Raw genomic sequence first — 12,781 nt, 5'->3', positions numbered from 1 at the left:
GCGACCGGCGAGAAAATGCCCGCCGTCACGAAACGTGCGGCGGGCAGTAAAGGCCAAAGAAAGAAACGGATTATTCAGCGGGGACTTCCACCTGAAAATTGACGGCACGTGCAGGCACGACCGTGGAAATTGCATGCTTGTAGACCATCTGCGTTACGGTGTTGCGAAGCAGAACGACATATTGATCGAACGACTCGATCTGGCCTTGCAACTTGATCCCGTTGACCAGATAGATGGACACGGGCACATGATCCTTGCGCAACGTGTTGAGAAATGGGTCTTGCAGTGTTTGCCCTTTATTGCTGCTCATTGGCCAGGCTCCAGTTGTGTTGTTTTGAGTGGTGGAAATTGGAGAGAAAGTCTACTGTACAGGGTTTTCCCGGCAGGTGCCACTTAGGGCCCGGACGTTTGAAACACACTGTATACGCGGCTTTCGCGGGTGTCTCGATCGATTGCACCGCAGTTACGCAAGGATGGTATCCAGTGCACGAATTAGTGCATCGCACTCGTCCGGCGTGCCGATCGTAATACGCAAAAAGTCGCTGATCCGCGGCTGATTGAAGTGACGCACGATGATCCGGCGCTCACGTAAGGCGGCAGATAAGCCGGCCGCATCATGCGACGTATGTCGCACGAAAACGAAATTGGCGGCTGACGGCAGTATGTCGAAGCCGCGAGCCTTCAACGCCGCCACCAGACGCTCGCGCGAGGCGATCACCTCGGCGCGCGTACGCTGAAAATACGCCTCGTCCTCAAAGGCTGCGATGGCGCCTGCCTCGGCAAGACGGTCGACAGGATAGGAATTGAAGCTATTCTTTACCCGCTCGAGCGCATCGATCAACGTTTGCTGGCCGACCGCAAAGCCCACGCGCAAGCCGGCGAGCGAGCGCGATTTGGACAGGGTCTGCACCACCAACAGATTCTCGTAACGCGCGACGAGGCCGATTGCCGTTTCACCGCCGAAGTCGACATAGGCCTCGTCGACGACCACGACGGCCTGCGGGTTAGCGTTGAGCACCTGCTCAATGGCGGCCAAAGGCAATGCGAGGCCGGTGGGCGCATTGGGATTGGGAAAAATAATGCCGCCCGCGGGTGACGCATCGGCGGCGCCGAACGCCGCGGGATCGATCCGGAAATCGTCGGAAAGCGGTACCGTTTCGTAAGCTATCCCGTAGAGCCCGCAATACACCGGATAAAAGCTGTACGAAATATCGGGAAAGCGAAGCGGCAAGGGATGCTTGAGCAGCGCCTGAAACACATGCGCCAGCACTTCATCGGAGCCGTTGCCCACGAACACCTGGTTCGCCTCCACACCGTAATAACCGGCGATGGTGCTGCGCAGCCGCTCTGAACTCGGGTCGGGATACCGCTTCAGCGTGTCGCCCGCAGCCGCCTGGATGGCTTCGATCACCTTAGGCGATGGCCCGCTGGGATGCTCATTGGTGTTGAGCTTGATGAGATCCTGCACCTTCGGCTGCTCGCCGGGCACGTAGGGCTTCAACGTGCCGACGACGGCGCTCCAGAAACGGCTCATGCGAACGTGACCTTAGGCGTAAGGATTTTGAGAAGACTTGAACTCGACGCGCAGCGGCGTGCCATTGAGGCGGAACGCTTCACGAAAGCGCGTCTCGAGATAACGGCGGTACGAATCCGAAATTGCGTCCAGCGCATTGCCGTGCACGATGATGAGTGGCGGATTTTGCCCGCCCTGGTGGGCGTAGCGCATCTTCGGACGGAAAATGCCCTTGCGCGGCGGTTGCTGCTGTTCGACGGCAGCCTGCAATTCGCGCGTGAGTTTGGGCGTCGAAAGCTTGGCGAACGCCGCCGCATGCGCTTCGTTGATCGACTTGAGCACGGGCTTGATGCCCTGCCCCGTCAATGCGACCAGATTGTGCACGTTGGCAAACGAGAGGAAGCGCAACTTGCGTTGAAATTCCCGCTCGATGCGGTTGCGCTGGTCGGCGTCGGTATCGTCCCACTTGTTGATCGCCACCACCACCGCACGCCCCGTTTCGAGCACGAAGCCGGCGATGTGCGCATCCTGATCCGACACCTCTTGCGTAGCGTCGATCATCAGCAACACGACATTGCTGGCCTCGATGGCCTGCAAGGTCTTGATCACGGAAAACTTTTCGATCGCTTCGAACACCTTGCCGCGCTTGCGCAGGCCGGCGGTGTCGATCAGCGTATAACGCTTGCCGCCTTTGTCGAACTCAATCTCGATGGCGTCGCGCGTGGTGCCCGGCATATCGAACGCAATGACGCGCTCTTCGCCCATCAGCGTATTGATCAGCGTGGATTTGCCCACATTGGGCCGGCCCACGATGGCCAGCTTGATCCGGTGATCGTGAGGCAACTCGGGCATCTCGGGCGCGTCGGCTTCGTCGCCGTCGAAATCGGCTTCCGAATCCGTACGTTCGACCTTGACCTCGCCCATGCCTTCGAGCGCGATCTCGATCAGTTCGCCGATGCCGTCACCGTGCGCAGCCGAGATCGGATAAGGCTGACCCAAGCCGAGCTCATGAAACTCGGCGGTGGCATTGCCCGCGCCCATTCCTTCGGCCTTGTTGACCGCCAGCAGCACGCGCTGGCTGTTGCGACGCAGAAGCTGCGCGATGTCGTGATCGTGCCCATTGACGCCGGCACGCGCGTCGACAAGGAAAATCACCACATCGGCTTCGGCGATCGCCTGCTTGGTCTGGCGCGCCATCTCGAGCAGGATGCCATCCTTGGCAACGGGTTCGAAACCGCCGGTGTCGATGACGATGAACGGTTTGTCGCCAACCCGTCCTTCGCCATAGTGACGATCCCGCGTCAGACCGGAAAAGTCCGCGACGAGCGCCGCTCTCGATCGGGTCAGCCGATTGAAGAGCGTCGACTTGCCGACATTAGGGCGGCCGACCAGGGCGACGACAGGTTTCAATGACACGTTGTTTCAGACTTTCTAAGAGTTAAGGAGTGCCGATCAAGGCGATATCGCCATTGCCGGTTTGCACAAGCACACCTTGCGAGGTGGTCTGCAGCGGCGACACGATGGCGCCGCCGCCGAGCGACACGCGCGCCAGGAGCTTGCCGTCGGTGGACGACAGGAAATGCACGTAGCCGTCGTAGTCGCCATAGGCGACCGCGCCGCGCAATACGGCCGGGGCGCTGAGTTGACGATTGCGCAGCGCATTCTGCTTCCACAGATTGCTGCCGGCATCCAGCGAGAAGGCGTTGGCCACGCTTTGCGCATCGGCCGTATAGGCATTGCGATCGTCGACCGTCATGCCGCTCGAACTGGAAAAGTCTTTGGCCCACAACGCCCGGCCGCCTTGTGAGACGTCGAAGCAGGTAATGCGGCCCTGATAGGCGACTGCGCACAACAGGCGACCGGCAATCTGCGGCGCGCCGACCACATCGGTCAAACGCTCCAGATCGCTACCGCCCTTGGGCTGCGACACAGTGGCTTCCCACTGCACGTTGCCCGACGCCGTATTGATGGCGAGCAACTTGCCGCCAGGCAGGCCTGTAATCACCAACCCCTGCGCCAACACCATTTGCGAGCCGCTTTGCAGCGCCAGCGCCGGTCCCGGACGCTGCAGACTCCACATGCGCTCGCCCGAGTTGATGTCGAAAGCCTGGATGCGATAGTCGCCGCTGCGGATCACCACCACGCCGAATCCGACCACGGGCGGTACCGAAACATTGCTGGTCGCACGCGTGCGCCATTTTTCCTTGCCGCTGTCGTCGTACGCAATGACTTCGCCGCGCTCGGATGCGACGACGGTCACATTGCCATCGGTACCGACACCCGCCGACAGATCCGTATCGGCATCGGCGGTCCACACCGAGCGGCCGTCCGCCAGGTTGTACTTGCCCAGCTTGCCGTTTGGCGTCGCGGCATAGACGGCGTCGTTGATGACCATCGGCACGAAGCCGATGCCTGCACCGCGGCCCACCGACGTCTTCCAGACCTGCTTGACCGCCAGGCCCGGTGCGTACTCGGTCAACGGCGCCGGATCATTGCGTCCGTCGTCATTGGAGAAAATCGAGCAACCGGCCAGTACCGTCAGGCACAGGGCAGCCGCCGCCATCTTGGGGCCACGCGCGAACGTCGTCTTCCACAAAGCCATCATGCACCACCCAACGCATCAAGTTTCAAACGGACCACCTGGACCAGAGGATCCGTGTTGCCCAGCGTATCGATTGCCTTCTTCCAAGCCGTGCGCGCCTCGTTGGGCTTGCCCTGCGCCGCGAAGATATCGCCGCGGCGATCCTCGAACAACGCCACGAACGGCGCCGGGGCGTCGGTCAGCTGCGCAAGCGCCTGATCGTACTGCTTCAGGTCGAGCAACATGCCTGCAAGGCGCAGTTTTGCCACCGGTTGCAGGGGCGCATGCTGCTTTTGAGCGGCCAGCCACGTCAATTGTTCGCGGGCCGCATCGGGATCGTTTTGAGCCTGCAGGGCTTGCGAGGCAACCAGCGCACCACGCGCCGCATAGCCGGTGGCGGGATAGTCGGCGCGCAGGGTACCCACAGCAGCCTTGATGCGCACGGCGGCGTCGGCGCCGCCCAGGCGTGCGGCATCTTCCAGCGCTTCAAAGTAACCCATGGCCTGATTGGCACGATGATTTTGGTAGGCTTTCCAGGCGGTCCAACCGCCCCAGGCCAATGCCGCCGCTGCCACGACCGCCATGATCAGGGTGCCGTACTTCGCCCACCACGCTTTGAGCGCGTCGAATTGTTCTTGTTCTTCCAGATCGTAAGCCATGCTGCTCAACCCTTCGATTTCAGTACTTCGGGCAAGGCCGCCAAGGGCACTTGCTGTTGTGCCGGTGCGGCGTCGCCCGCGCCGCGCAGATATTTGACGCTGGCCGTTTCGGACGCCACTTCGTCGGCGCCAAGGATAACCGCAACCCGGGCACCACTGGTATCGGCACGCTTGAATTGCGCCTTGAAGCTGCCGCTGCCGGCATGCACGATGACGGCGAGTCCCACGTCACGCAGGCGCTCACCCACTTTCGCGGCCAGCCGCTGCGCGTCTTCGCCCTGGTGCACGATGTACACGTCGCACTCGGGCTCGGCCTCACGTTCACCCGCCTGTTCCCATAACTCGAGCAGGCGCTCCATGCCGATGGCAAACCCCACCGCAGGATTGGGTTTGCCGCCGAGCAAGGCGATCAGGCCATCGTACCGACCACCGCCACACACTGTGCCCTGGGCGCCGATGCGATCGGTGACCCACTCGAAAACGGTGAGATTGTAATAGTCCAGGCCTCGCACCAGACGCGGGTTCAGGCGATAGCCGATGCCCGCATCGTCCAGCCTTTTGCACACGCCGTCGAAATGCGCGCGCGATTCGTCACCCAGAAAATCGAACAAGCGCGGTGCGGCATCGGCCATCGCCTGCATGGCCGGATTTTTCGTATCCAGCACGCGCAGCGGATTGCTGTACATGCGGCGCAGGCCATCTTCGTCCAGCACATCCTTGTGCGATTCGAGATAGGTGATGAGCGCGGCGCGATGCGCAGCACGTTCCTCTGCCTGACCCAATGAGTTGAGTTCGAGGCGCACATCGGTCAAGCCCATCCGCTGCCACAACCGGCCAAGCATGACGATCAATTCGGCATCGACATCGGGCCCGGCGAAACCGAGCGCTTCGACGTCGATCTGGTGGAACTGGCGATAGCGGCCACGTTGAGGACGCTCGTGACGAAACACGGGACCCATCGCATAGACGCGCTGCGGCCGGTCGTACAGCAGATTGTGCTCGATGGTGGCGCGCACCATGCCGGCCGTCATTTCGGGACGCAGCGTGAGCGAGTCGCCATTGAGCGCATCGGTGAAGGTGTACATCTCTTTTTCGACGATGTCCGTGACTTCGCCAATGCCACGCGTAAACAATCGCGTGTATTCGAGTACCGGCGTGCGCAGATTGCGATAGCCGTAACCGGCGAGCCAATCGCGCACGATGGCTTCGAGTTGCTCCCAGCGCGCGCCCACTCCGGGCAACGCGTCGTTCATGCCACGCAGGGCCGAGACTTTTTGAAACGCTTGCGTCATGTCCATCATGCCGTCGGACGATGCGCTACGCACCCCGTTACGGCAATGTCCCTCTGCTTAGTGTTGCGCGTGCTGGCCGCCGTAACGGCGCACGACGTAGTTTTCGACGATGGTCTGAAACTCTTCGGCGATGCGATCGCCTTTGAGCGTGACCGTGCGTTCGCCGTCGACGAAAACCGGTGCGGATGGCACCTCGCCGGTGCCCGGCAGGCTGATGCCGATGTCGGCATGCCGGCTTTCGCCCGGTCCGTTGACGACACAGCCCATGACGGCCACGTTCATCGACTCGACGCCAGGATATTGCGTGCGCCAGACCAGCATTTGACGGCGCAGATAGGACTGGATGCTATCGGCCAATTCCTGGAAGAACGTGCTGCTGGTGCGCCCGCAACCCGGGCAGGCCACCACCATCGGCGTAAACGCGCGCAAACCCATGGTTTGCAGAATTTCCTGCGCCACCACCACTTCACGTGTGCGGTCACCGCCCGGCTCGGGAGTGAGCGAGATACGGATCGTGTCGCCAATGCCTTGCTGCAACAGCACCGACAGCGCCGCCGTCGATGCCACGATACCCTTGCTGCCCATGCCGGCTTCGGTCAGACCGAGATGCAGGGGATAGTCGCAACGCGAGGACAAATCACGATAAACCGCGATCAGGTCCTGAACGTGACTCACCTTGCACGACAGAATGATGGCGTCGCCCGGCAACCCCAGCAACTCAGCCCGCTGCGCGTTGCTGATCGCAGACACGACCAGCGCATCGCGCATCACCGCCTGCGCTTCCCAAGGCTGCGCGCGGCGGCTGTTTTCATCCATCTTGCGGGCCATCAACTCATGGTCGAGGCTGCCCCAGTTGACGCCGATGCGCACGGGCTTCTGATGCCGGCACGCCACTTCGATCATCTGGGCGAAATTATCGTCGCGCTTCTTGCCGCCGCCCATGTTGCCCGGATTGATGCGGTACTTCGACAGTGCCTGCGCGCAATCGGGAAACTGGGTGAGCAGCTTGTGGCCGTTGTAGTGAAAATCGCCGACCAGCGGCGTGTTGACGCCCATCCGGTCGAGCTGCTCGCGGATGGCGATCACTTCTCGGGCGGCTTCAGGCGTGTTGACCGTGATCCGAACCATTTCGGAACCGGCTTGCGCCAGCTCCTTGACCTGGATGGCGGTTGCAATCGCATCGGCCGTGTCGGTATTGGTCATCGACTGCACCACCACGGGCGCGCCACCGCCGATCGACACCTTGCGATCGCCCCACGACACCGCAACGGCGCGGGTGGCGCGACGGCCTGCAGCACCCACGAGGGGCGGTTCGGCGTCGCTCAGCGTCGACGACAGATCAATCGAAGTCGGTTCGTTCATTCAGGGGGTATTCCGGGGTATCCAGCCGGCAGGCAACCATTCGGCGGGCAACCAGCCCTGCCAGAAAGCATAGGCCACACCTGCCAGCACCACGACGAGCAAAATAAACAGCCAGCCCCAGGGCATGCCGGAACCGGTTTCTTCTTCAGCCGGCATGGCCGCACGACCTTGGAGCGGCGTGCGGGGCGCGTCATTGACGAGACCGCGCGACTCGCCGGTGCGCGCAGCAAGCGATGCCACAATCGCGGCATCGTCAGCGCCGAGCAGGCGCGCGTAGTTGCGGGCCAGACCCCGCAGCGACACGCCCGTGGGCAATTCGTCCCAGCGCTCATTTTCGAGCGCGTCGATCTGACGCGGCGCGAACTTGATTCGACTGGACACTTCTTCCAACGACCAACCGCGCGTTTGACGCAGCGCGCGCAGCGAACCGCCGAGCGTCGTGGGCACACCGGCCCCGCCAGCGGGGTCGAGCGTTGCGGAAGCGGAATCTGAAACCGGAATACTCATGCCGCCACCTGCTTGATGGGAATGGAAAGGCGTTGCGTTGCCATGCGTTCGGCGATCCGCGTGCGGTCGCGTACTTCGCCGGCGAGCTGACCACAGGCGGCGTCGATATCTTCGCCGCGGGTCTTGCGCACCGTTGTGATGACCCCCGCATCCATCAGCCGCTGCGCAAACGTGCGCACCCGCGCCATCGGCGAGCGGGTCAGTCCGGACTGGGGAAAGGGGTTGAACGGAATCAGGTTGAGCTTGCAGCGCACCTGGCGCGCAATCTCGATCAGTTCGCGCGCATGCGCATCGCTATCGTTGATGCCGTCGAGCATCACATACTCGAAGGTGATGAAGTCGCGCGGGGCGAACTCGAGATAGCGATTGCACGCGGCAATCAATTCTTTGAGCGGATACTTCTTGTTGAGCGGCACCAGCCGGTCGCGCAAGGCGTCGTTGGGCGCGTGCAGCGATACGGCCAAGGCTACCGGACAGTCTTGCGACAGCCGATCCATCATGGGCACGACACCCGATGTGGACACCGTGACCCGGCGGCGCGACAAGCCATATGCGTTGTCGTCCAGCATCAGCTTGAGCGCGGTTACGACAGGCACATAGTTGAGCAACGGCTCGCCCATGCCCATCATCACCACATTGCTGATCACGCGCGGATCGGCCGTAGATTCGACCTTGCCCTCCGACCCTGCCAGACGGGCGCTACCGATGTCGCGCTCGATCTCGCGCCGTGCCCACCACAGCTGACCGATGATCTCGCTGGCGGTGAGGTTGCGGCTGAATCCTTGATAACCAGTGGAGCAGAACGGGCAACCGACGGTGCACCCGGCCTGACTTGAAATACACAGCGTGCCGCGGTCGTCTTCGGGAATGAACACCGTTTCGACCGCATTGCCTGCACCCACGTCGAACAGCCACTTGCGGCAGCCGTCGGTGGCGTGCTGAACGGTGGACACCGTGGGCGCTTGCACGACGCAATGCTGCGTCAGTTGCTCGCGAAAGCCACGGGCCAGATCGGACATATCCTCGAAGGCGTCGGCGCCGCGCTGGTGAATCCAGCGCTGCAACTGACGGGCGCGAAACGGCTTGCCGCCCCACTGGACGACGAGGTCGGCCAGTGCGGTGGCATCCATGCCCAACAGATTGACGCGTTCGAGGTTGTCCATGTCGTACTTGAACCGATTGGAAGACTGACGAATCAGTCTAGCCAATTAACGGCTGTGGATATTGATTTCGGGGAAAAAGAAGGCGATTTCCACGGCGGCGGTTTCGGCAGCGTCCGAACCGTGAACGGCGTTGGCGTCGATGCTGTCGGCGAAATCGGCGCGAATCGTGCCTTTTTCAGCTTTCTTGGGATCGGTTGCGCCCATCAGGTCACGGTTTTTAAGGATGGCGCCTTCGCCTTCCAGCGCTTGCACGAACACCGGACCCGAGATCATGAAGTCGACCAGATCCTTGAAGAAGGGGCGCGCGCTGTGAACGGCGTAGAAACGCTCGGCATCGGCACGCGACAGTTGCAACATGCGTGCGGCGATGACTTTGAGGCCGGCCTGCTCGAAACGAGCGACGATTTGACCGACAACGTTCTTGGCCACGGCATCGGGCTTGATGATCGAGAGGGTACGTTCGATGGACATGAAAACTCCGCAAATACAGTCTGGGGTGAGAAATCGGGCGGCGTGTCCGCCACCAACCGATCAGAATTGTCCAATAAAAACAGGGACTTCTAAAAGGTTTACAGTAACCCGGCATTCTAGCATGTCAACATGACCTGCTCCATCATAGAATTACGGGTTTACCCAGGCCGAAATTCAGGCCGATCGCCCGCCCGCAGGAACACTGATGAACGCACCCGCCCCGACCCTTTTGTCCCAGGAACTGTCCAAAAGTTTCGAACCCGCCGAGATCGAAGCCCATTGGTACAGCACCTGGGAACAGCGCGGCTACTTCCAGGCTGGCCAGCACGTCGCCCAACCCGGCGCTGCAGACCAGAGCGCGACCGCGCCCACGTTCGTGATCCAGTTGCCGCCGCCCAACGTCACCGGCACGTTGCACATGGGCCACGCGTTCAACCAGACGATCATGGACGCCCTCACCCGCTACCACCGCATGCGGGGCTTCGACACGCTCTTCGTGCCAGGTACGGATCACGCCGGCATCGCCACCCAGATCGTCGTCGAGCGCCAGCTCGATGCGCAGAAAGTGTCGCGCCACGACCTCGGCCGCGAAGCCTTCGTCGAAAAGGTGTGGGAATGGAAGCACAAGTCGGGTGACGCGATCACGCAACAAGTGCGTCGCCTGGGCGCATCGATCGACTGGAAGCGCGAGTACTTCACGATGGACGAGCGCATGTCGCGCGGCGTCGTGGAAACGTTCGTCCGCCTGTATCGCGAAGGCCTGATCTACCGCGGCAAGCGCCTGGTGAACTGGGATCCGAAGCTGCTCACCGCGGTGTCCGACCTCGAAGTGAGCTCGGAAGAAACCGACGGCCACATGTGGCACATCCTCTATCCGTTCGTCGATGGCCCCCAAACCATTGTCGACAAGGAAGGCGAAACGGTCACTCTCAAGGGCATGACGATCGCCACGACGCGACCCGAAACCATGCTGGCCGACGGCGCGCTCTGCGTGCACCCCGACGACGCCCGATATGCGCACCTGGTGGGCAAGCAGGTCGAGTTGCCGCTGTGCGACCGCACCATCCCCATCATTGCCGACGACTTCGTCGATCCGGAATTCGGCACGGGTTGCGTGAAGATCACGGGCGCCCACGATTTCAACGACTATGCCTGCGCGCAACGTCACAACCTGCCGTTGATCGTGATTTTCACGCTCGATGCGCATATCAATGAGAACGGCCCCAAGCAATTTCAAGGCTTGTCGCGCGAGGACGCCCGGCGGGCCGTCGTGGCCGCGCTCGAGGAAGACCACTTCCTCGTCAAGGTCGAGCCGCACAAGATGATGCAGCCGCGCGGTGACCGCACTGGCGTCGTGCTGGAACCGATGCTCACCGACCAATGGTTTGTGGCCATGAGCAAGCCGGCGCCCGAAGGCACGCACCATCCGGGCAAGAGCATCACCGAAGCCGCACTGGACGTGGTCGCCAACGGCGAGGTCACCTTCTACCCGGAAAACTGGACCACGATCTACAACCAGTGGCTCAACAACATTCAGGACTGGTGCATCTCGCGTCAATTGTGGTGGGGCCACCAAATTCCCGCCTGGTACTCGGACGACGGTCAGATTTTCGTCGCCCACACAGAAGAGGACGCCCGCGCGCAAGCCGCGGCAGCCGGCGCCACGGGCGAGTTGAAACGCGATCCCGACGTGCTCGACACCTGGTTCTCGTCCGGACTGGTGCCGTTCACGACGATGGGCTGGCCGGATGAAACGCCCGATATGCAGCGTTATCTCCCTTCCAGCGTGCTGGTGACGGGCTTTGACATCATCTTCTTCTGGGTCGCCCGGATGGTGATGTTGAGCACGCACCTGACCGGCAAGATCCCGTTCAAGCATGTGTACGTGCACGGGCTGATCCGCGACGCCGACGGCCAGAAGATGAGCAAGTCCAAGGGCAATACGCTGGACCCCGTCGACCTGATCGATGGTGTCGATCTGGACACGCTGATCGCCAAGCGCACCACCGGCCTCATGAATCCCAAGCAGGCGGGCGCCATCGAGAAGGCGACGCGTCGCCAGTATCCGGACGGCATCCCGGCGTATGGCACGGATGCGCTGCGCTTCACGATGTCGGCTTACGCCACGCTGGGCCGCAACATCAACTTCGATTTGAAGCGCTGCGAAGGCTATCGCAACTTCTGCAACAAGCTGTGGAACGCCACTCGCTTCGTGCTGATGAATACCGACGGCCACGCCCTGCATGGCGATGAGGTCGGCGAAACGTCGTTTGTGGATCGCTGGATCGTCAGCCAGCTGCAGACGCTCGAAGCCGATGTTGCGCGTGGATTTGCCGACTATCGCCTCGATAATGTCGCAAATGCCCTTTATCGCTTCGTCTGGGACGAGTATTGCGACTGGTACGTCGAACTCGCGAAGGTACAGATCCAGACGGGCACGCCGTCCCAGCAATTGGGCACGCGCCGCACCTTGATTCGCGTTCTGGAAGCGGTGCTGCGTCTGGCCCATCCGGTCATTCCGTTCATCACTGAAGCGTTGTGGCAGAAGGTGTCGGTTGCTGCCGGCAAACGCGCGGAAGGCGATGAAACCAGCGTCAGCGTCCAGCCGTTCCCCCAGCACAACCCCGCTGCGGTCGATACCGCTGCAGAAGCCGACGTGGCCACGCTCAAGGCGCAGATCGATGCGGTGCGCGCCTTGCGCAGCGAAATGAGCCTCGCGCCTTCGCTGAAGGTGCCGCTGATTGCGCAAGGCGACGCGGCAGAACTGCAACGCAATGCGCCTTACCTGGCAACGTTGGCCCGGCTCGAAAAAGTCGACATCACGGATACCCTGCCGGACGTGGGCGCACCGGTACAGGTGGTCGGCACGACGCGACTGATGCTGCACGTGGAGATCGACGTCGCGGCCGAACAGGTACGCCTGGACAAGGAAATCGCCCGCATTGAAGGTGAAATCGCCCGTGCGCAAGCCAAGCTCGGCAACGAGGGCTTCGTGGCCCGCGCGCCGGCAGCCGTCGTGGAACAGGAGCGCACACGCGTGGCGCAGTTCAACGACACGCTCGCGCAAGTGCGCGAACAACGCGCGCGCCTGAAGTAATTGCCTGGCGTGAATCACGGTCAGGGCCAAAATCCTGAACGGCGATGAAAGAAGCCCGCGGCCTCATGAGGCAGCGGGCTTTTTTTGTGGCGCGCCGGCGGGCACGGCAACCGCATGCGGCACGAACTGCAATGCC

At 61.9% G+C, this 12,781-nt stretch carries 11 protein-coding genes; 1 reads left to right on the top strand and 10 read right to left on the bottom strand.

Annotated features, from left to right (window positions below):
- Nucleotides 1-70: 70 nt before the first annotated feature.
- The 10 genes from hfq to ndk all read right to left on the bottom strand — a co-directional run bounded on the left by hfq (nt 71) and on the right by ndk (nt 9,548).
- Entirely contained in the window at nt 71-310 is a 240-nt protein-coding gene (hfq, locus tag EYW45_RS23745; RefSeq protein ID WP_161137892.1) for an RNA chaperone Hfq, read from the bottom strand.
- Nucleotides 311-463: 153 nt separating this feature from the next.
- A complete protein-coding gene (gene hisC / locus EYW45_RS23740) occupies nt 464-1,534 on the bottom strand; it encodes a histidinol-phosphate transaminase (protein ID WP_161137891.1) in 1,071 nt (356 codons plus the stop codon).
- 12 nt (nt 1,535-1,546) lie between these two features.
- Nucleotides 1,547-2,929 carry a ribosome biogenesis GTPase Der gene (gene der / locus EYW45_RS23735; RefSeq protein WP_161137890.1) on the bottom strand — a complete coding sequence of 461 codons (1,383 nt, stop codon included), beginning with the start codon at nt 2,927-2,929 and terminating at the stop codon, nt 1,547-1,549.
- Between the two features lie 22 nt (nt 2,930-2,951).
- A complete protein-coding gene (gene bamB / locus EYW45_RS23730; protein ID WP_161138063.1) occupies nt 2,952-4,115 on the bottom strand; it encodes an outer membrane protein assembly factor BamB in 1,164 nt (387 codons plus the stop codon).
- Nucleotides 4,115-4,753 carry a YfgM family protein gene (locus EYW45_RS23725; RefSeq protein WP_161137889.1) on the bottom strand — a complete coding sequence of 213 codons (639 nt, stop codon included), beginning with the start codon at nt 4,751-4,753 and terminating at the stop codon, nt 4,115-4,117. Before EYW45_RS23725 ends, bamB begins: the two co-directional genes overlap by 1 nt.
- A 5-nt stretch (nt 4,754-4,758) precedes the next feature.
- Nucleotides 4,759-6,045, bottom strand: coding sequence for a histidine--tRNA ligase (gene hisS, locus EYW45_RS23720; protein ID WP_202444873.1), 1,287 nt, complete (start codon nt 6,043-6,045; stop codon nt 4,759-4,761).
- A gap of 57 nt (nt 6,046-6,102) precedes the next feature.
- Entirely contained in the window at nt 6,103-7,407 is a 1,305-nt protein-coding gene (gene ispG / locus EYW45_RS23715; protein WP_161137888.1) for a flavodoxin-dependent (E)-4-hydroxy-3-methylbut-2-enyl-diphosphate synthase, read from the bottom strand.
- Nucleotides 7,408-7,914 carry a helix-turn-helix domain-containing protein gene (locus EYW45_RS23710; RefSeq protein WP_161137887.1) on the bottom strand — a complete coding sequence of 169 codons (507 nt, stop codon included), beginning with the start codon at nt 7,912-7,914 and terminating at the stop codon, nt 7,408-7,410. It lies immediately after the preceding gene.
- Nucleotides 7,911-9,077: a 23S rRNA (adenine(2503)-C(2))-methyltransferase RlmN gene (gene rlmN, locus EYW45_RS23705; RefSeq protein WP_161137886.1), complete on the bottom strand. Its 1,167-nt coding sequence runs from the start codon at nt 9,075-9,077 to the stop codon at nt 7,911-7,913. The genes EYW45_RS23710 and rlmN overlap by 4 nt, the downstream gene beginning before the upstream one ends.
- A gap of 45 nt (nt 9,078-9,122) precedes the next feature.
- Nucleotides 9,123-9,548, bottom strand: a complete 426-nt coding sequence (gene ndk / locus EYW45_RS23700) for a nucleoside-diphosphate kinase (protein ID WP_161137885.1) — start codon at nt 9,546-9,548, stop codon at nt 9,123-9,125.
- Nucleotides 9,549-9,753: 205 nt separating this feature from the next.
- Here ndk and EYW45_RS23695 point away from each other — a divergent pair, with 205 nt between their 5' ends.
- A complete protein-coding gene (locus EYW45_RS23695) occupies nt 9,754-12,645 on the top strand; it encodes a valine--tRNA ligase (protein ID WP_161137884.1) in 2,892 nt (963 codons plus the stop codon).
- Nucleotides 12,646-12,781: the final 136 nt, after the last annotated feature.

The sequence above is a fragment of the Schauerella aestuarii genome (genome assembly GCF_009866805.1).
Lineage (GTDB): Bacteria > Pseudomonadota > Gammaproteobacteria > Burkholderiales > Burkholderiaceae_B > Schauerella > Schauerella aestuarii.
This window is presented reverse-complemented; position numbering and strand designations above follow the sequence as displayed.

Bases quoted from the DNA above. Each gene is read 5' to 3' on its own strand.
- EYW45_RS23695 (WP_161137884.1), top strand. From the start codon at position 9,754: ATGAACGCACCCGCCCCGACCCTTTTGTCCCAGGAACTGTCCAAAAGT.
- bamB (WP_161138063.1), bottom strand. From the start codon at position 4,115: ATGGCTTTGTGGAAGACGACGTTCGCGCGTGGCCCCAAGATGGCGGCG.
- ispG (WP_161137888.1), bottom strand. From the start codon at position 7,407: ATGAACGAACCGACTTCGATTGATCTGTCGTCGACGCTGAGCGACGCC.
- EYW45_RS23710 (WP_161137887.1), bottom strand. From the start codon at position 7,914: ATGAGTATTCCGGTTTCAGATTCCGCTTCCGCAACGCTCGACCCCGCT.
- hfq (WP_161137892.1), bottom strand. From the start codon at position 310: ATGAGCAGCAATAAAGGGCAAACACTGCAAGACCCATTTCTCAACACG.
- rlmN (WP_161137886.1), bottom strand. From the start codon at position 9,077: ATGGACAACCTCGAACGCGTCAATCTGTTGGGCATGGATGCCACCGCA.
- ndk (WP_161137885.1), bottom strand. From the start codon at position 9,548: ATGTCCATCGAACGTACCCTCTCGATCATCAAGCCCGATGCCGTGGCC.
- hisS (WP_202444873.1), bottom strand. From the start codon at position 6,045: ATGACGCAAGCGTTTCAAAAAGTCTCGGCCCTGCGTGGCATGAACGAC.
- hisC (WP_161137891.1), bottom strand. From the start codon at position 1,534: ATGAGCCGTTTCTGGAGCGCCGTCGTCGGCACGTTGAAGCCCTACGTG.
- EYW45_RS23725 (WP_161137889.1), bottom strand. From the start codon at position 4,753: ATGGCTTACGATCTGGAAGAACAAGAACAATTCGACGCGCTCAAAGCG.